This window comes from Amycolatopsis sp. NPDC006125 (assembly GCF_040614195.1).
GTDB classification, from domain to species: domain Bacteria; phylum Actinomycetota; class Actinomycetes; order Mycobacteriales; family Pseudonocardiaceae; genus Amycolatopsis_E; species Amycolatopsis_E tucumanensis.
The window spans coordinates 1-17,122 of sequence record NZ_JBEXTZ010000107.1; the positions used below are offsets into that span (position 1 = coordinate 1).

Annotated in this window: 18 protein-coding genes; 6 read left to right on the forward strand and 12 right to left on the reverse strand. The window is 74.0% G+C overall.

What is annotated here, in order from left to right; genetic code table 11:
• On the reverse strand, positions 1 to 236 hold a 236-nt coding region (locus ABZ193_RS36240), incomplete at its 3' end, for a response regulator transcription factor (protein WP_354713069.1).
• 182 nt (positions 237 to 418) lie between these two features.
• Here ABZ193_RS36240 and ABZ193_RS36245 point away from each other — a divergent pair.
• The 3 genes from ABZ193_RS36245 to ABZ193_RS36255 all read left to right on the forward strand — a co-directional run bounded on the left by ABZ193_RS36245 (position 419) and on the right by ABZ193_RS36255 (position 2,974).
• Positions 419 to 739: a hypothetical protein gene (locus tag ABZ193_RS36245; protein WP_020422863.1), complete on the forward strand. Its 321-nt coding sequence runs from the start codon at positions 419 to 421 to the stop codon at positions 737 to 739.
• 114 nt (positions 740 to 853) lie between these two features.
• Positions 854 to 2,206, forward strand: a complete 1,353-nt coding sequence (locus ABZ193_RS36250) for a polysaccharide deacetylase family protein (RefSeq protein ID WP_354713071.1) — start codon at positions 854 to 856, stop codon at positions 2,204 to 2,206.
• Between the two features lie 129 nt (positions 2,207 to 2,335).
• Positions 2,336 to 2,974 carry a response regulator transcription factor gene (locus ABZ193_RS36255; RefSeq protein WP_020422865.1) on the forward strand — a complete coding sequence of 213 codons (639 nt, stop codon included), beginning with the start codon at positions 2,336 to 2,338 and terminating at the stop codon, positions 2,972 to 2,974.
• Here ABZ193_RS36255 and ABZ193_RS36260 read toward each other — a convergent pair.
• From ABZ193_RS36260 to ABZ193_RS36270, 3 genes are read right to left on the reverse strand one after another with little or no spacing between them, the layout of a single operon-like run.
• Entirely contained in the window at positions 2,971 to 4,464 is a 1,494-nt protein-coding gene (locus ABZ193_RS36260) for an FAD-dependent monooxygenase (protein ID WP_020422866.1), read from the reverse strand. The two genes, ABZ193_RS36255 and ABZ193_RS36260, sit on opposite strands and share 4 nt — an antisense overlap.
• Positions 4,440 to 4,997 carry a hypothetical protein gene (locus ABZ193_RS36265; RefSeq protein WP_020422867.1) on the reverse strand — a complete coding sequence of 186 codons (558 nt, stop codon included), beginning with the start codon at positions 4,995 to 4,997 and terminating at the stop codon, positions 4,440 to 4,442. Before ABZ193_RS36265 ends, ABZ193_RS36260 begins: the two co-directional genes overlap by 25 nt.
• A 10-nt stretch (positions 4,998 to 5,007) precedes the next feature.
• Positions 5,008 to 5,400, reverse strand: a complete 393-nt coding sequence (locus ABZ193_RS36270) for a hypothetical protein (protein WP_020422868.1) — start codon at positions 5,398 to 5,400, stop codon at positions 5,008 to 5,010.
• A 193-nt stretch (positions 5,401 to 5,593) separates the two neighbouring features.
• Here ABZ193_RS36270 and ABZ193_RS36275 point away from each other — a divergent pair, with 193 nt between their 5' ends.
• On the forward strand, positions 5,594 to 6,277 hold the full coding sequence (locus ABZ193_RS36275; protein ID WP_354713074.1) for a phosphoribosyltransferase family protein: 684 nt from the start codon (positions 5,594 to 5,596) through the stop codon (positions 6,275 to 6,277).
• Here the strand turns inward: ABZ193_RS36275 and ABZ193_RS36280 are convergent.
• From ABZ193_RS36280 to ABZ193_RS36290, 3 genes are all read right to left on the reverse strand, one after another.
• A complete protein-coding gene (locus ABZ193_RS36280) occupies positions 6,243 to 7,028 on the reverse strand; it encodes a sulfite exporter TauE/SafE family protein (RefSeq protein ID WP_237340009.1) in 786 nt (261 codons plus the stop codon). The two genes, ABZ193_RS36275 and ABZ193_RS36280, sit on opposite strands and share 35 nt — an antisense overlap.
• 108 nt (positions 7,029 to 7,136) lie before the next feature.
• Positions 7,137 to 8,519 (reverse strand): MBL fold metallo-hydrolase, encoded by a 1,383-nt coding sequence (locus tag ABZ193_RS36285; protein ID WP_354713076.1) that lies wholly within the window; start codon positions 8,517 to 8,519, stop codon positions 7,137 to 7,139.
• Positions 8,520 to 8,606: 87 nt separating this feature from the next.
• Entirely contained in the window at positions 8,607 to 8,876 is a 270-nt protein-coding gene (locus tag ABZ193_RS36290) for a metal-sensitive transcriptional regulator (RefSeq protein ID WP_017982580.1), read from the reverse strand.
• A gap of 523 nt (positions 8,877 to 9,399) precedes the next feature.
• Between ABZ193_RS36290 and ABZ193_RS36295 the strand changes: the two genes are divergently transcribed.
• Positions 9,400 to 9,762, forward strand: coding sequence for a BlaI/MecI/CopY family transcriptional regulator (locus ABZ193_RS36295; RefSeq protein ID WP_354713077.1), 363 nt, complete (start codon positions 9,400 to 9,402; stop codon positions 9,760 to 9,762).
• Positions 9,759 to 10,709 (forward strand): M56 family metallopeptidase, encoded by a 951-nt coding sequence (locus tag ABZ193_RS36300; RefSeq protein ID WP_354713079.1) that lies wholly within the window; start codon positions 9,759 to 9,761, stop codon positions 10,707 to 10,709. Before ABZ193_RS36295 ends, ABZ193_RS36300 begins: the two co-directional genes overlap by 4 nt.
• Before the next feature lie 83 nt (positions 10,710 to 10,792).
• Here the strand turns inward: ABZ193_RS36300 and ABZ193_RS36305 are convergent, their stop codons facing one another.
• From ABZ193_RS36305 to ABZ193_RS36325, 5 genes are all read right to left on the reverse strand, one after another.
• Positions 10,793 to 13,099 (reverse strand): heavy metal translocating P-type ATPase, encoded by a 2,307-nt coding sequence (locus tag ABZ193_RS36305; RefSeq protein ID WP_354713081.1) that lies wholly within the window; start codon positions 13,097 to 13,099, stop codon positions 10,793 to 10,795.
• A gap of 15 nt (positions 13,100 to 13,114) precedes the next feature.
• Positions 13,115 to 14,068, reverse strand: coding sequence for a hypothetical protein (locus ABZ193_RS36310; RefSeq protein ID WP_020422875.1), 954 nt, complete (start codon positions 14,066 to 14,068; stop codon positions 13,115 to 13,117).
• Positions 14,069 to 14,092: 24 nt separating this feature from the next.
• Positions 14,093 to 14,299 carry a heavy-metal-associated domain-containing protein gene (locus ABZ193_RS36315; RefSeq protein WP_354713083.1) on the reverse strand — a complete coding sequence of 69 codons (207 nt, stop codon included), beginning with the start codon at positions 14,297 to 14,299 and terminating at the stop codon, positions 14,093 to 14,095.
• 19 nt (positions 14,300 to 14,318) lie between these two features.
• A complete protein-coding gene (locus tag ABZ193_RS36320) occupies positions 14,319 to 14,600 on the reverse strand; it encodes a metal-sensitive transcriptional regulator (protein ID WP_354713085.1) in 282 nt (93 codons plus the stop codon).
• 69 nt (positions 14,601 to 14,669) lie between these two features.
• Positions 14,670 to 16,988: a heavy metal translocating P-type ATPase gene (locus ABZ193_RS36325; protein ID WP_354713087.1), complete on the reverse strand. Its 2,319-nt coding sequence runs from the start codon at positions 16,986 to 16,988 to the stop codon at positions 14,670 to 14,672.
• Positions 16,989 to 17,122 lie beyond the last annotated feature (134 nt).

Genomic DNA, 17,122 nt, shown 5'->3' on the forward strand with positions numbered 1-17,122 from the left:
AGGACGTTGAGTTCGGGCAGCCGGGAGCGCAGCTCGCGGCAGAGTTCGATGCCGTTGCCGTCCGGCAGGCGCACGTCGAGCACCGCGACGTCGGGGCGCAGCGCCGGGATGCGGGCCAGCGCCTGCGCGGCGGTGGACGCCTCACCGACGACCTTCAGCCCGGCATCGGCCTCGAGCAGGTCGCCGACGCCGCGGCGGACGACCTCGTGGTCGTCGACCAGGAACACAGTGATCACGGCAGTCGCCTTCCGGTGGTGGGTACTCCTCGAACGTACGGCCCCGGACCCCGTCCCGGGGGCTGCGGAAGTCACCAGCCCCGGGGCCGAAGGTCACCTGACGGCCGGTGTGGACGAAAGTCCCGGCGAGGCGCTGACCAAAGCCCCTGACCGCGGCGGCGCCGGGCCGGGACGGTGGAGGCGTGACCGCACCGACCTGCTTCTGCGGCCTGCCCGCGCCCGGACTGGGCGAGCCGGGCGTGCACGTGGAGATCGCCGGCCAGATGGATCCCGCCGCGCTCGGCTACGCCCTCGACGAGTTGCGACACCTCGCCTCGCACCACCCCGAGCCGGTGGACAGCGTGCGGCTGACGCTGCGCGCGCCCCGCCGCGCCGACCACGTGCTCGCCGAGGCCACCCTGTCGGCGGGGGACCGCGTCGTCCGCGCGCAGGGGACGGCGGGCGCCCCGCGCGGCGCCATCGACGCGATCCTGCGCCGCCTGCGCGCACCCGCGACGGCCTGACGGCGGCGCAGGGCCGTTGGTCCGGTCCGTTCGGGACCAGATGCCCTCGTCACGGACGTCCCGCCGGGGAGACGGTCCAGGCAGACCGACATCTCCGACGGAGGGGACGATCCGATGAGAACCACCAGGAAGATCACGGCGGTGCTGGCGGCGGCCGCCGCCCTCGCCGTGCCGCTGACCGCATCGGCCGTGGACGCCCCGCCCGCGTCCGCGAACGTGTTCACGCGTGCCTACGACACCACCACCAAGAACGTGACGCTCACCTTCGACGCCGACTGGTGGAGCGCCGGCAACCCCGGCGAGGTCCTGCGCATCCTGCGGGAGAACGGGATCACCGCCGCGTTCGCGCTCACCGGCCGGTACGTCGAGAAGTACCCCGACCAGACCAGGGCGCTGATCTCCGCCGGGCACAAGCTGATCAACCACAGCTACGACCACCCCTACTTCACGCAGGAGACGCAGGCCTCCCGGTGGAGCCAGCTGGACCGCGCCGAGGCCGCCTACAACCGCCTGGGCTTCACCTCGGCGGGCTGGTTCCGCGCGCCCTACCGCGACGGTTACCTGGACGCGGGGGTCAACCGCGACCTGGCCGCCCGCGGGTACTACGTCAACTACGACTGGACCTACGACACCACCGGTTACCAGGGCGCGAGCCTGGACACGATCCTGGCGCGGGTGCGCCAGTACACGGTGCCCGGCGGGACGATCCTGATGCACCTCGGTGACGACTCCACCGACACCGCCGCGCTGCCGTCGATCATCTCGACGCTGCGCGGCATGGGGTACGGCTTCACCGACCCGTACCGGTCGGTGACGAAGGGCCTGATCGGCGCGAAGTACGCCGCTCTGGGCGCCCAGCGGTCGGTACTGGGCGTGCCGCGCACCGGGGAAATGGTGGCCACCACCAGCGGCACCAGCGCGGTGCAGTGGTTCGACATCGGCCGGATCTACTGGCGCAACGACATCGGCACGTTCGAGGTGCACGGCGCGATCGGCGGCAAGTATTTCGGGATGGGGTCGGTGACGTCGTTCCTCGGGTTCCCGCGCACCGACGAGACCACCACGCCGGACCGGATCGGCCGGTTCAACCACTTCCAGGGCGGCTCGATCTACTGGAGCCCGCCGACCGGGCCGCACACCGTCTACGGCGCGATCCGCGACAAGTGGGCGTCACTGGGCTGGGAGACCGGCTTCCTCGGCTACCCAGTGTCCGACGAGGTGGCCGTCACGGGCGGCCGGGCGTCGCAGTTCCAGGGCGGCAACGTGTACTGGTCGGCGGCGACCGCCGCGCACGAGGTGCACGGGTCGATCCTGTCGCGGTACATCGCCGTGGGCGGCACGGGCAGCCGCCTCGGCCTGCCGGTGAGCGACGAGTACGGCATCAGCACCGGCCGGCGCAGCGACTTCCGGGGCGGCTTCATCACCTGGAACGCCACGACCGGAGCGGTGACGGTCACCTACTACTGACCGAAGGGCGCGGCGCGGAGGTCCCCTCGCCAGGTGACTTTGGTCCCTGGCGAAGGGGACCTTCGCCACGCCTCGCCGGTACTTCGAAGGCCTGACCTTCGGACATCGACTCGTTCGGGGAGGGCGGCGATGATCTCGGTGTTCCTGGTCGACGATCACGAAGTGGTCCGGCGCGGCGCCGCCGACCTGCTCGGCAGCGACCCGGACCTCGCGGTCGTGGGTGAGGCCACGACCGCGGCCGAGGCGCTGGCCCGCATCCCGGCGCTGCGCCCCGACGTCGCCGTCCTCGACGTGCGCCTGCCCGACGGCAACGGCATCGAACTGTGCCGCGAGCTGCGCTCCCGGCTGCCCGGGCTCAACGTCCTCATCCTGACCTCCTACACCGACGAGGAGGCCATGCTGGAGGCCATCCTCGCCGGGGCGGGCGGGTACGTCATCAAGGACATCAGGGGCGCGGGCTTGGTCGACGCCGTCCGCGACGTCGGCGCTGGACGTTCGTTGCTGGACACCCGGGCGGCCGCGACCCTGATGAACAGGCTGCGCCGGAACGTCCGGGACGAGGGGCCACTGGCGGGCCTGACCGGCCGGGAGCGCGAGATCCTGGACCTGCTCGGGGAAGGTCTCACCAACGCGCAGATCGGACGGCGCATGTTCCTCGCGGAGAAGACCGTGAAGAACTACGTCTCGCACCTGCTGGCCAAACTCGGACTGCGGCGCCGCGCCCAGGCGGCGGTGCTCGCCACCAGGGTGCGCGAGGGCGGTCGTTAGCCGCCGGGCGCGCCGATCAGGTCGAGCCACCCCGTGAGCCGGGCGGGGTCGGTGTCGCGGAAACCCACGTGGCCGTCGGGCCGGACGGCGATGATCGTCCGGCCCGGTCTGTCCGGTAGGCGGTGGACGGTGGCGCGACCGGACACCTTCGGCAGGCGGGCGTCGCGGTGCAGGAGCACGTGTATGCCGGGCGCGGCGGTGAGCTCGTGCAGCCGGACGTCCCGCCCCGCGCACCGCACGGTCTCGTCGGGCAGGCGGTCGCCCGGCCGCGGGGCGCCGATCCCCTCGGACAGCGGGCTCGACCGGTAGTTCACCCGCAGCTGCGACAACGTCCGGACGAGCGTCGCGACCAGGCGGCGGCGGTTCATCGCCACGGGAATGACCGGCGCGGCCAACGGTGCCAGGGTGCCGCGCAGGAACGCGGGCACCGGACCGGTCCCGGCCTCCGCCCAGAAGACCAGGTGCGTCAGCGCCAGCACCTGCCTCGCCACCGGGCGGCGCTCCTGCTCGTAGGACCCGAGCAGCGCCGGGAGGTCCTCCTCGTGGCGGGCGGCGTAGGCGAGTTTCCACCCCAGGTTGACCGCGTCCTGGATGCCGGTGTTCATGCCCTGCCCGGCGGCCGGCGAGTGCGCGTGGGCCGCGTCGCCGGCCAGGAACACCGGTCCCGCGCGGAATCCGGTGGCGAGCCGGTGCTGCAGGGGGATCCGCGACGACCACGCCACGTTCCGCACCCGCACGTCCAGGCCGGCGCCGGCGAGCAGGTCCCGCGGATCGGCGGCGGCGCCGTGCGGGCGCGTCGCGAGGAGGCGCCACCCGGCGGTTTCGCCGAGCGCGAACAGCATCAGCAGTCCCTCCCGGCCGGCCACGACGTGCGCGACGCCGGGCGTGAGGCCGGTGTCGAGGTCGAGGTCGGCCAGCACCACGTCCTCCCGGTACGGGCCGCCGGGCCAGCCCAGGCCGGCCCGGGCCCGCACCGTGCTCGCCTGACCGTCGCACCCCGCGAGGAACCGGTACCGCTCCTCCCGCGCGCCCGCCGCCGAGCGCAGGGTCGCCGTCACGGAGCCGGGCACTGGCCGGAAATCGGCGAGCTCGGTGCCGCGCTCGACGTGCACGCCGCGCCGGGCCAGCGCGCCGAGGAGGACGTCCTCGACGTCCATCTGACGCAGGAGCGTGAGGTGCGGGAAGGCGGTGTCCGGCAGGTCGAGGGCGTTCAGCCGCACCCGTACCCGGCGGCGGCCCAGGTGGAGCTCGGCTTCGGGGGACCGGTCCCCGCGGTCCAGGAGCGCGCCGGTCACGCCGAGCGGCCGGAGCACCTCCAGGGTACGGGGGTGCACGATCATCGCGCGCGAGGGCCGGAACGCCGCGGGCCGCCGGTCGACGATCCGCACCGCCGCGCCGTGGTCGTGCAGCATCAGCGCGGCCGTGAGCCCGGTGGGCCCGGCGCCGGCGACGAGGACGTCCGCGCTCAGGCGGCCGGGACCGGCCGCCACCAGGACTCCCGCTCGGCCGGGGCGCCCAGCTGCCCGGGGTGGGCGAGCACGTCGTCGCGCCGCTGCCCCGGCAGCACCACGTAGTCGATGGAGCCCGGAACGCTGACCAGCGCGAGCACGCGCCACAGCGACCGGGCGTAGTGCTCCGCCCGTTCCGGACCGTCCCATTCGTACACCCCGCGGTACCGGCCGCGGTCGTCGTGGGCCAGCCACAGCTTGGACGTGAAACCGGGGAACCCCACGAACAGGGGCGTGTTCAGCAGGCTTTCCCAGCGGAACAGCGTGTGGCCGCGGCCGCGCACCCACCGCAGCCGGAAGGTGACGACGAGGACGCACGGGTCCCCGGGCGGACTGTCCACTGTGGTCTCGCGGTACACGACACCGGAACTGCCGTCGGCGAAGGTGAGCCGTTCGCCGACGTGGCGTCGCGGCAGGTGGATTTCGCGGCGGGCGAGCATCCGCGCGGTCTCGACGGCGCAGGCGCCGACGGCCCGCCAGGCGGCCGGCTGGGGCAGTGGTTCGTGGGCGGGCATCGCGTCTCCTTCAGGGCGTTCGCGTCCGGTCCCGGCCTTCGGCCGCGGCGGCCAGGCTGCCCCGGCAGGCGCGGACGAGCTGCCGGGTGACGCGGTTGTCGGGTGTGGTGCGGCAGCGCGGGCAGGTCAGGCGGACGTCGCCGGTGAGCTCGTCCACGAGCACGGTCAGGGCGCAGGCGCAGTCGCGGCACCAGCGGTGCCCGGTGACGACCACGACGTGCTGTGGCGACGCGACGCACTGGTGCAGCCAGCGGCGGTGGGTCCGGCAGGTCGTGCGCTCGAACGGGTCCAGCCCGCGGTCCTCGGCGTGGTCTTCGGCGGTCATCGTGGCCGCGAGCCGCCGGTCGGCCAGGTCGGGGTAGCGGTCGGGTGCGGGCTTTGCGGTGGTGACGGGGCTGGACATCGTCCCGGTCCTTCCTCTCGTCGGGTGCTTCCGCCCAGCCTGCTCGCCGCGGCCCGGCTGCCGACACAGCCGGAGTTCCCGGTTCCCCGTGGCATTTCCGCCCCGATGGCGAGGACTTTCGTCAGGCCCCGTGACGACGGTGGGCCCTGCCGGGTTCCAGGCTCGGGACGTGACCGCCGGAGTGGAGGCAGCGATGAGATTCACCGACCGGAGCGATGCCGGACGAGCGCTGGCGGAGCGGCTGATGGCCTTGCGCGGGGAAGACGTCGTGGTGCTGGGGTTGCCGAGGGGTGGGGTGCCGGTCGCGTTCGAGGTCGCGCGGGCGCTGCGCGCGCCCCTCGACGTCGTCGTGGTCCGCAAGCTCGGCGTGCCCTGCCGGCCGGAGCTCGCGATGGGCGCCATCGGCGAGGAGGGGGTGCGCGTGGTCAACGGCGAGATCGTGCGTCGGGCCGGGGTGAGCGCCGGGGAGCTGGCCGCGGTCGAGCGGGCCGAGCGCGCCGAGTTGCGGCGCCGGGTGGAGGCGTTCCGCGCCGGGCGAGGCCGGATCGACCTGGCGGGCCGGACGGCGCTCATCGTCGACGACGGGGTGGCGACCGGTGCCACGGCCCGCGCCGCGTGCCAGGTCGCGTGGGCGCTCGGCGCGGCGCGTGTGGTGCTGGCCGTGCCGGTGGGGGAGCCGGGCGCGATCGCCGCTCTCCGCCGCGACGCCGACGAGGTCGTGTGCCTGGCGGCGCCGGCCGGGTTCACCGCGGTGGGCCAGTGGTACCACCGGTTCGGGCAGGTGTCCGACGGTGAGGTGGCCGGCCTGCTCGGGCGTTTTCCGGACCACCCCGCGAGCGGCGTCAGCTCACCGGCAGGGAGTCCGGGGCGACCGTGACCGCCACGGCGAGCCCGGCCGCCACCAGCAGGACCACCACGGCGAACGCCCGCCGGACCAGCTTCGCCGGCAGGCGGCGCGTCAGCCGCCCGCCCGCGACCGCGGCGATCGCGGCCGTCACTGCGAACACGGCGGTGACGCCCCAGTCGACGGGAGCTCCGGCGTGGGCCACCAGCCCGGCCGCCGAGTTGATCACGATGACGACCAGCGAGGTCGCGACCGCCGCGGCCGCGTCCAGGCCGAGCAGCAGGGTCAGCGCGGGGACGATGAGGAACCCGCCGCCGACCCCGAACAACCCGGTCAGCAGGCCGACGACGGCGCCGGTGCCGACGGCGGAGGGCAGGCAGGTGCGCCAGTTGACGCCCCCGCTCGTGGTGCGGCACGCGCCGCCGGCGCCCGCGCGCTCCCGCAGCATGCGCACGGCGACGACCGCCATCAGCATGGCGAACCCGAGCATCAGCAGCCGCGGCGACAGCGACCGGCCCAGTGCGGCGCCCCCGAAGGCGGCGGGGACGCCGGCCGCGCCGAAGACCAGCGCGACCCGCCACCGCACCACGCCGGCCCGCAACCGGGGCGCCACCGCGGCCGCGGAGGACAGCCCGACCACGATCAGCGCGGTGGGGACGGCGGCGGCGAGAGGCTGCCCGGCGAGGTAGACCAGGGCGGGCACCGCGAGGATCGACCCGCCCGCGCCGAGCGCGCCCAGCGCCACCCCGATGAGCAGCCCGGCCAGCGCGACGACGGCGAGCACAGGTCATCCCGCCATCGGCATGGCGGCGGTTGCGCGATAGCCGCTGGCGCGGTGCACCCACACCGGGCCTGGAGCGAGTTCGGGCAGCGCGACGGTGGCGAGCACGGGTCAGGCCGCCATGGGCACGCCGGCGTCGGCGGCACCCGTGAAGACGTCGTCGATGAGGACCACGCTCCGCCCGGCCCTGGCGAGCAGCGAGGCCGCGGCAGTGGCGCGGTAGCCGCTGGCGCAGTGCACCCACACCGGCCCGGCGGGGATTTCGCCGATCCGGTGGGGGAGTTCGGGCAGCGGGATGTGGACGGCGCCGCGCACGTGGCCGTCCCGCCACTCGTGTGGCAGGCGGACGTCCAGCACCACCGCGGGCGGCGGGTAGGCGCCAGCGTGACCGTGCCGGAGCGCGGCGGCCAGGTCGGCGAACGTCGCCGCGGGCAGGCTCGCCAGCAAGCCGGACCGGCCGCCCGCCCACTCCTCGGGCCCGCCACTGGCCGCGGCGGCTGGCCGATCGATGCCGATGCGGGCCAGTTCCCGCTGAGCCTGCGCGACGTCCTCCGGGGTCTCGCCGAGCAGCGTGATCGGCGCGCCCCAGTCGATGAGCCAGCCCAGCCACGTCGCCATCGGCCCGTCGAGGCCGAGGCTCACCGTGCCGGCCAGATGCGAGTGCACGAACGCCTTGCGGGAGCGCAGGTCCACCACCCATTCGCCGTCGTCGATCCGCCGCCGCAGTTCGTCCGGTCCGGCGGTGCGGGCCGGGGTGAGGTCGATGGGATCGGGTCCGGCGGCGTTGCGGGGCCCCATGTGGGCGTAGTAGGCCGGGTAGACGTCCAGGCCGGCCAGGGTCTGCTCGACGAACTCGCCCTCGGCCAGGGTGAGCGCCGGGTTGTGCCGCCGTTCGCGGCCGATCGTGGAGGCCTCGCCCTCGGCCTGCCCGGCCGAGCAGAAGCTGCCGAACCCGTGGGTGGGCCACACGGCCGCGCCGTCGGGCAGCAGGTCGGCGAGGCGGCGGGCGGACGAGTGCTGGTGGCGGGCCAGTTCGTGCGCGTGGTCCTGGCCGAGCAGGTCGGTGCGGCCGGTGGTGCCCAGCAGCAGGGACCCGCCGGTGAACACGCCCGCCGGCCCGTCCGGCCCGTCGAGGACGTAGGACAGGTGGTGGAAGGTGTGGCCGGGGGTGGCGACCGGCCGGATCCGCATCCGTCCGGACACTTCGATCACGTCCCCCTCGCGCACGGCAACGCGCTCGAACGGCACGTCGTCGGCCGCGGAGACCCCGTAGCGCGCCCCGGTGAGCCGGGCCAGGTGCAGCCCGCCGGAGACGTAGTCGTTGTGCACGTGGGTTTCCAGCACCCACGCGACGCGGACCCCGAGCCGGCCCGCCAGTGCGGCGATCCTGTCGATGTCGCGTTGCGGGTCCACCACCACCGCGAGTTCTCCGTCGTGGGCGAGGTAACTGCGGTCGCCCAGCGACGACGTCTCGATCACCCGTACATCCAGCATGGCCTTTCTCCTTCGGTTCGGCCTGGTTGGTACCCCGGGGGGTATGTGTCGCAGACATCGCGGCGCCGCGGAAACGGCGCCGGGGGGTCAGGCCAGGGCCAGGAACAGCTTTTCCAGCTCGGCTTCGGTCATCGGGGGTTCCTCCCCGCGGTCGCGTGCGGCCTGGCAGTGCCGCATCCCGCTGGCGACGATCTTGAACCCGGCGCGGTCCAGCGCGCGGGACACCGCGGCCAGCTGGGTGAGCACCTCCTGGCAGTCCCCGCCGTTTTCCATCATGCTGATCACCGCGGCCAGCTGTCCCCGCGCGCGGCGCAGCCGCACCAGCGCGTCGCCGGTCAGTTCGGGTCCCATCTCCATCAGGCCACCGCCTTCCGCGCGCTCATCGCCCGAACAGGCGCCGCAACGCCCCGCCCGGCTTCTCCGGCTCTGGCTCGCACCGGCAGCGCTGCCCGGCTGGCACATCGGCGAGCACTTCTTCCACGTGCTGGCCGCACCCGGCGTAGGTGGCCTTGCCGCACCGCGAACACGTCACACGACGACACATCGGTGGACCTCCTCGGTTCCGTTGCCGTCCACGGTACCCCGGGGGGTATCGAGATCGCCAGTGGGAAGTCTCGTGGACCGGAGGTGTGACGGGTGCGCGCTGTGGTGGGAAAGTCCACACTGGACCTGGTCGGGTGCGGGGGCGGAACGAGCCACGCCCCGCACCCGCGCGGGGCGTGCACCGGGAGGGGGCCCGTGCACGCGGGTGCGCGTCGTGAAACGCGATCACCGCGCGGCTGATACTAGGTGAGGTAGTAGGAACAGGCAACCGTCCTCCTCACAGGCGCCCGGACGGCCGGTTATCGTGGACGCTCCCGGTGGCGGAGCGGAGGTGGGCATGTTCGGTCTCGGCGACCTCGAGTCCGCGGTCATGGACGTGCTGTGGCGCGTCGCGGAGCCGGTCAAGGTCCGGGAGGTCCTGGAACGGCTCAGCACCCCGCGGCAGCTGGCCTACACGACCGTGATGACTGTGCTCGACAACCTCCACCGCAAGGGCTGGGTCGAGCGTGCGCTCGACGGCAAGGCCTACCGCTACCAGCCCGCGCTCAGCCGGGAGGAGGCGGCCGCCCGCGCGCTGCGGACCATCCTGGATTCCTCCGGCGACCCCGAGGCGGTGCTGCTGCACTTCGCGCAGTCGGCGTCCGAGGAGGAAGTCGACGTCCTGCGCAAGGGCCTGCGCCGGAAGGCACGGAAGCGGTGATCGTCGCCCTGTCCCTGCTCGCCGGCGCGGTGTCGGCGAGCTGGTGGATGCCGCGGTGGCTGCGGGCGCGCGACCTGCGGCGCCGTGACCCGGTGCTGCTGATCCTGTGCTGGGTGCTGTCCGCGTTCGGTGTGGCGCTCGCCGCCGTCGCGGGCGTGATGCTGCTGCTCCTGCCGTCCCACGGCTCGTTCGGCCCGCTGCTCGCGGCGATCACCGGTTGCTGGGACGCGCTGCAGCACGGCTCGCCGCCCGCGGTCGAACAGGCCGGCGGCGCGCTGGGGCTCGCGCTGCTCGGGGCCGCCGCCTGCCGCCTGCTCGTCGTCGGCGCCCGCGGTATCCGGTGGCGCGCCCGGCTCCGGCGGGAGCACCTGGCCGCGTTGCGGCTCGCGGGGCGCGCGGACGGTGAGGCCACGGTGTGGCTGGCGCACGACCGGCCGCTGGCGTTCAGCCTCGGCGGACGGCGGGGCGTCGTCGTCGCCACCGAAGGGCTGCGCCGCCACCTCGACCGCGACGCCGTGGCCGCGGTGCTGGTGCACGAGCGCGCGCATCTGGCCGGGCGGCACCACCAGCTGGTCGCCCTCGCCGACGCGCTCCGCACGGCCCTGCCGTTCCTGCCGTTGCTCCGCGAAGCGCCCGCCGCGCTGCGGGAACTGGTGGAGCTCGCCGCCGACGTCACCGCCACCCGCCGGTGCGGGCCGCGCGCGGTGCGCTCGGCGCTGGTGGGGGTGTCCGGTTGCGGTACGCCGGCGATCGCGCTGGCCATGGCGCGGGACGCGGTGGACGTGCGGCTCGCGCGTCTGGACTGGGGCGGAGTGCCGTCCGGGGGAGTGCGCCGCCTGGCTGTCCGTGGGGCGGCCGGCGTCATCGCGGCGCTGCTGCCGTTCGTCGTGGGCGCGGCCCTGACGATCTCCGCCGCCCTGACGGCGTGCCTGCTCGGGCTGGTCTGAGTTCTCGCCGGGGTGGCGCTGACGAGATGCGCCGCAGCGAAGGACCGCGGCCGGCGCCCGCCGGCCGCGGTCTCCGTCCCCGGTCAGCCGACCGCGACCGGTTCCTCCGCCGCCCGCCGCGCGATGCCCTCGCCCGCGTGGGTGGTGGTGCCGCGGAAACCACGCAGCCGCAGGCTGTTGCTGACCACGAAGACCGAGCTGAACGCCATCGCGGCGCCCGCGATCATCGGGTTGAGCAGGCCGGCGGCGGCCAGCGGCAGGGCCGCCACGTTGTAGGCGAAGGCCCAGAACAGGTTGCCCTTGATCGTGCGCAGGGTCCGCCGGGACAACCGGATCGCGTCGGCCGCCACCCGCAGGTCGCCGCGCACCAGGGTCAGGTCGCTCGCCTCGATCGCGACGTCGGTGCCGGTGCCCATCGCCAGTCCGAGGTCGGCCTGGGCGAGCGCGGCGGCGTCGTTGACCCCGTCGCCGACCATCGCCACGACCTTGCCCTCGTCCTGCAGCCGCTTGACCACGTCGACCTTGTCGGCTGGCAGGACCTCGGCGATCACCGTGTCGATCCCGACCTCCGCGGCGACCGCCTCGGCCGCGGCCCGGTTGTCGCCGGTGAGCAGGATCGGGGTGAGCCCGAGCCCGCGCAGCTGCCGGATCGCTTCCGCGGAGGTGGGTTTGACGGTGTCGGCGACCACCAGCACCGCCCGCGCCCGCCCGTCCCAGCCGACCGCGACCGCCGTGCAGCCCCGCTGCTCGGCCGCGGCCTTGGCCTCGGCGAGGCCGGGGGAGAGGTGCTGGCTCCAGTCGGCCAGTAGCGCGGTGCGGCCGACGAGCACGGCCTTGCCGTCGACGATCCCTTGCACGCCAAGGCCTTCGACGTTGGTGAAGCCTTCGACGGCGGGCAGCTCGCCGACCCGTTCCCGGGCCCCGGCGGCGATCGCCTGCGCGATGGGGTGCTCGGAGGCGTTCTCCAGAGCGCCCGCCAGCCGCAGCACCTCGTCGGCGTCCACACCGTCGGCGACGTGCACGCCGGTCAGCGCCATCTTGCCGGTGGTGACCGTGCCGGTCTTGTCCAGCACGATCGTGTCGACGCGGCGGGTGGACTCCAGCACCTCCGGGCCCTTGATCAGGATGCCCAGCTGGGCGCCCCGCCCGGTGCCGACCAGCAGCGCGGTCGGCGTGGCCAGGCCCAGCGCGCACGGGCAGGCGATGATCAGCACCGCCACCGCGGCGGTGAACGCCGCGGACACCGTGCCGCCCGCGCCGAGCCAGAACGCCAGGGTGCCGGCCGCGAGTGCGATGACGATCGGCACGAACACCGCCGAGACCCGGTCGGCCAGCCGCTGCACGGCCGCCTTGCCGGTCTGCGCTTCCTCGACCAGTTTCGCCATCTGCGCCAGCTGCGTGTCCGCGCCGACCCGCGTCGCCCGCACGACCAGCCTGCCGCCGGAGTTCACGGTCGCGCCGGTGACCGCGTCGCCCGGCCCGACCTCGACCGGCACGGACTCGCCGGTGAGCATGCTCGCGTCGACCGCGGAGCTGCCGTCTTCGACCACGCCGTCGGTGGCGATCTTCTCGCCGGGCCGGACCACGAAGCGGTCGCCGACGGCCAGCTGCTCGACCGGGATGCGGACTTCGCGGCCGCCGCGCAGCACCGCCACCTCCTTGGCGCCGAGTTCGAGCAGCGCCCGCAGCGCGGCCCCGGCCCGCCGCTTCGAGCGGGCCTCGAAGTAGCGGCCGGCGAGGATGAACGTGGTCACCCCGGCCGCGACCTCGAGGTAGATGTTGCCGTCCCCGCTGATCCGCTGGATGGTCAGGTCGAACGGGTGCGTCATGCCGGGCACGCCCGCGCTGCCGAACAGCAGCGCGTAGAGCGACCAGACGAACGCGGCGAGCGTGCCCATCGAGATCAGCGTGTCCATCGTGGCCGCGCCGTGGCGCAGGTTCGCCCACGCGGCGCGGTGGAACGGCCATGCGCCCCAGACGATCACCGGCGCGGCGAGCGTGAGCGAGATCCACTGCCAGTAGGTGAACTGCAGCGCCGGGACCATCGCCAGCACGACCACCGGCACCGACAGCGCCAGCGAGCCGATCAGCCGCTGCCGCAGCGGCCGCGACGGGTCCTCCTCGGCGGTGTCCGGCTCCGCGGGTTCCGGCCGCGGCAGGGTCGCCGTGTAGCCCGCCGCCTCGACCTGCGCGACCAGGGTGGCCGGGTCGAGGCCGGCGGGGAAACTGACCTTCGCCTTCTCGGTCGCGTAGTTGACGGTCGCGGTGACGCCGTCGAGCTTGTTGAGCTTGCGTTCGATCCGCATCGCGCACGAGGCGCAGGTCATGCCGCCGATCGCCAGTTCGATGTCCTGGGCGGCCCGCGGGACGTTCTGCACATCCGAAGTCATCGTGGTTCTCCTCGATCAGCCGTGGCTGTGGCCGTGGCCGTCGCCGGTGGCGGGCGGCGCGGGCGGTGCGGTGGGCGCGCTGCCCGCGGTCGGCACGGTGAACTCGGCCGTGCGGACCTGGCCCGCGTGCTGGAAGTCGAGGAAGAGCCGGTAGGTGCCGGCGGAGGGGACTTCGGCGTGGAAGGTGACGCCCGGCCCCGGCTTCGTCGTCCCGTCGCCCGGGCTGCCGTCCGGGTGGACGTGCAGGTAGGCGAGGTCGCCTTCGCGCAGCGCCACCAGGTGCCCGTAGGCGCCGAGGTAGGGCTGCAAGTCGGTGACGTCGTGGCCGTCCTTGGTGACGGTGGCCGTCACCTTCGACGTGCGTCCCGGGGTCAGTTCGCCGTCGAGCCGGACCTCGTAGCCGTCCACCCGCGCCACGCGTGTCGCCGGGTGGTGGGCCGGCTGGAAGTCGCCCGCCGCCGCCAGGTCGACGCCCAGGGTGGTGGCCTGGCCGCCGGTGGGCTTGAAGTCGGCGAAGGCGCGGTAGCTGCCGGCGTCGGCGACGGCCAGCGGCACGGTCCAGGTGCCGTCGCCGGCCATCTCCGGGTGGATGTGCTGGAACCCGGCGGTGTCGCGGCGCACCACGATGAGGTGCATGCGCTTCTCGTGCTCGACGTCGAACGCGGTGACCGCGTTGCCGTCCGGTCCGGTGATCCGGAAGGAGAACTCCTCGGTGGTCCCGGTGGTGAGCGTCGTGCGGGTGGGCGTGAGGGTGTAACCGCCCCTGGACGACGCCAGCCCCGCGGGCTGGTCGGGTTGCGTGGTCTCCGCGACAGTGCCGCTGTGGCTGTCCCCGTGCGCGGCGTCCTCGGCGCCACGCGTGCCAGCTTCGCTGGTGACGGGACCGACAGCGGTGCCGATCGCCCAGCCGCCTCCGGCGACCAGGGCGAGCGCCGCACCGTAGGCGGAGAGCTTCCCTGCAGTGTTCATGACATTCCTGTCCTCGGGCTGCCGCTACGCGGTCAGCTGGTAACCGGCTTCTTCGACGGCGGCGCGGACCGCGTCGGTGGTGAGCTCGTGCTCGCTGGTGACGGTGACCCGGCCGGTGGGCAGATCCACCGCGACGTCGGTGACGCCGGGGATCTCACCGACCTCCTCGGTCACCGAAGCCACGCAGTGCCCGCAGGTCATGCCGGTCACGGTGTAGGTCTGCTGAGTCATCTGTCTCCCTTTCTCGTGGTCAGGAACGGACCAGCCGGGCGATGGCCTCGCTGGCCTCGCGCACCTTCGCGTCGGCGGTGCCGCCGCCGACGGCGATCGCTTCGGCCACGCAGTGCTTGAGGTGCTCGTCCATCAGGCCCAGCGACACCGACTGGAGGGCCTTCGTCGCCGCGGCGATCTGGGTGAGCACGTCGATGCAGTACTCGTCGTTCTCGACCATCCGCTGCAGGCCCCGGATCTGCCCTTCGATCCGGCGCAGCCGGGTGAGGTAGCCGTCCTTGTCGCTGGTGTAACCCCGCATCGTTCCTTCTCCTCCTGTCGGCCCCGGTGGCGCCGACAGGAGAATTTATACCCTAGGGGGGTACCGTAGTCAACCGGCGGGCAGGCGGAGCCGGTTGAGCGCCAGCGCGTTGAGGGCGACGATCACGCTGGACCCGGACATCGACAGGGCGGCGATCTCCGGGCGGAGCACGAGCCCGAAGGCGGGTTCGAACACGCCAGCGGCGATCGGCAGCGCGAGGGCGTTGTAGCCGATGGCCCAGGCGAGGTTCTGCCGCATCTTGCGCAGGGTGCCGCGGCCGATCCGCAGCGCGGCCGGCACGCCGAGCGGGTCGGAGCGCATGAGTACGACGTCGGCGGTCTCGATGGCGACGTCGGTGCCGGCGCCGATCGCGATCCCCAGATCGGCCTGGGCCAGTGCGGGGGCGTCATTGACGCCGTCGCCGACCATCGCGACGCGGCGGCCGTCGCGCTGCAGGGCGGCGACCTGCGCCGCCTTGTCCTTAGGCAGCACCTCGGCGAGCACGGTGTCGATGCCCAGCTGGCGGGCGATGCGGTGCGCGGTCGCCCGGTTGTCGCCGGTGAGCATCACGACCTCGGCGCCGAGTTCGTGCAGTCCGGCGACGGCGGCCGCGGAGGTGTCCCGGACGGCGTCGGCGACACCGATCACCCCCGCCGCGACCCCGTCGACGGCGACCATGATCGCGGTCTGCCCGCCGCCGGCCAGCTGCTCGCGCCCCGCGGTCATGGCGCCGGCGTCGATGCCTTCCCGGTCGAGCAGCCGCTGGTTGCCGACCACGACGCGGTGGCCGTCGACCTCGGCGATCGCGCCGTGCCCCGGGACGTTCTCGAACCGCTGCGTGCGCGGCGCGTCCAGCCCGCGGCCTTCGGCGTGGTGGACGATCGCCTTCGCCAGCGGGTGCTCGGACTCCCGCTCGACGGCGGCGGCCAGGCGCAGCAGCTCGTCCTCGCCGACGCTGCTGTCCGCGCTGCCGGTGACCACCGCGGTGACCTCCGGCTCGCCCTTGGTGAGGGTGCCGGTCTTGTCCACCACCACGACCTCGATGCGCGCGGCGGTCTCCAGTGCGATGGCGTTCTTGAACAGCACGCCGCGCCGGGCGCCGAGCCCGGTGCCGACCATGACCGCGGTCGGGGTGGCGAGGCCGAGCGCGTCGGGGCAGGTGATCACCACGACGGTGATGGCGAACAGGATCGCGGTGGCGAAGGTGCTGCCGGTGGCCAGCCACACCGCGAGTGTCGCGGTGCCGCCGGCGAGGGCGACCAGGACCAGCCAGAACGCGGCGCGGTCGGCGAGGCGCTGGCCGGGGGCCTTGGAGTTCTGCGCCTCCTGCACGAGCTGGACGATCTGGGCCAGCGCGGTGTCCGAGCCGACCTTGGTGGCCCGCACGCGCAGCGTGCCGTTGACGTTGATGGTCGCGCCGATGACCGCCGACCCGCGGGTCTTGTGCACCGGGAGGCTTTCCCCGGTGACCATCGACTCGTCGACCTCGCTTTCGCCGTCCTCGACGACACCGTCCACGGCGATCTTCGCGCCCGGCCGCACCAGCAGCAGGTCGCCCGCCACGACCTCCGCGGTCGCGACCTCTGCCGGTTCCCCGTCCCGGATCACCAGCGCCCGGGGCGGGGCGAGGTCGAGGAGGGTGCGGATGGCGTCGTTGGCCCCGCCGCGGGCGCGCATCTCGAACCAGTGGCCCAGCAGCACGAACGCGGCCAGCACGGTGGCGGCCTCGTAGAAGACCTCGCCGCCTCCGGAGAGTGTGATCGCGAGCGAGTAAAGCCACCCCGCTCCGACGGCCACCGCGACCAGCACCATCATGTCGAGTGTGCGGGCCCGCAACGCGCGCGCGGCCCCGGCGAAGAAGATCCACGACGAGTATCCGACGACCGGCAGGCTGAGCAGCAGCGCCCAGACGTCCTGACGCACGCCGAACGGGGTCGGCAGGTGCAGGCCGAACACCTCGCTGCCGATCGGCGACCACAGCACGATCGGGACGGAGAACAGCGCGGCGACCAGGAAACGGTTGCGCATGTCGGCGACCATCGCCGCCATCGGCATCCCGGCGTGACCCACTGCGCTGGGCTGCCCGCCCGGCTCGGCCATCGGGTCGCAGACGTGGTGGGGCACCGACTGCCCCGCGCAGTGGTAGCCGCAGTCGGTCACCCAGTCCCGCAACTCGGCGACCGAAGTCCGCTCTGGATCGAACACGACCGTCGCCGTCTGGGCCACCGGGTTGGCCTCGACGCCGACCACCCCGGGACGCCGGCCAAGGACCGCGGTGACCACGTTCTGCTCGGAGGCCCGCTGGACGCCGCTGACGTCGAGCACGACGGTGCTCGCGCCCGGTGCGGTTCGCGGGCGTTGCTCCGTGTGCTCGCCGTGGGAACGCATGGCCGTTCTCGCTTCCGCGCAGTTTCCGGAGTCTACTACGACGGTTCGTAGATCAGGCGGCACGCGCGCGTGGTTGGGGACCTTGTGCCCTCGGGGAGGCGACCTCGGACCGTCCCGCTCCGGCGGGTGGCCGC

Excerpts from the sequence above, each read along its gene's own strand:
- ABZ193_RS36250 (WP_354713071.1), top strand. The coding sequence starts at position 854 with ATGAGAACCACCAGGAAGATCACGGCGGTGCTGGCGGCGGCCGCCGCC.
- ABZ193_RS36255 (WP_020422865.1), top strand. The coding sequence starts at position 2,336 with ATGATCTCGGTGTTCCTGGTCGACGATCACGAAGTGGTCCGGCGCGGC.
- ABZ193_RS36265 (WP_020422867.1), bottom strand. The coding sequence starts at position 4,997 with ATGCCCGCCCACGAACCACTGCCCCAGCCGGCCGCCTGGCGGGCCGTC.
- ABZ193_RS36270 (WP_020422868.1), bottom strand. The coding sequence starts at position 5,400 with ATGTCCAGCCCCGTCACCACCGCAAAGCCCGCACCCGACCGCTACCCC.
- ABZ193_RS36275 (WP_354713074.1), top strand. The coding sequence starts at position 5,594 with ATGAGATTCACCGACCGGAGCGATGCCGGACGAGCGCTGGCGGAGCGG.
- ABZ193_RS36285 (WP_354713076.1), bottom strand. The coding sequence starts at position 8,519 with ATGCTGGATGTACGGGTGATCGAGACGTCGTCGCTGGGCGACCGCAGT.
- ABZ193_RS36290 (WP_017982580.1), bottom strand. The coding sequence starts at position 8,876 with ATGGAGATGGGACCCGAACTGACCGGCGACGCGCTGGTGCGGCTGCGC.
- ABZ193_RS36295 (WP_354713077.1), top strand. The coding sequence starts at position 9,400 with ATGTTCGGTCTCGGCGACCTCGAGTCCGCGGTCATGGACGTGCTGTGG.
- ABZ193_RS36305 (WP_354713081.1), bottom strand. The coding sequence starts at position 13,099 with ATGACTTCGGATGTGCAGAACGTCCCGCGGGCCGCCCAGGACATCGAA.
- ABZ193_RS36310 (WP_020422875.1), bottom strand. The coding sequence starts at position 14,068 with ATGAACACTGCAGGGAAGCTCTCCGCCTACGGTGCGGCGCTCGCCCTG.
- ABZ193_RS36315 (WP_354713083.1), bottom strand. The coding sequence starts at position 14,299 with ATGACTCAGCAGACCTACACCGTGACCGGCATGACCTGCGGGCACTGC.
- ABZ193_RS36320 (WP_354713085.1), bottom strand. The coding sequence starts at position 14,600 with ATGCGGGGTTACACCAGCGACAAGGACGGCTACCTCACCCGGCTGCGC.
- ABZ193_RS36325 (WP_354713087.1), bottom strand. The coding sequence starts at position 16,988 with ATGCGTTCCCACGGCGAGCACACGGAGCAACGCCCGCGAACCGCACCG.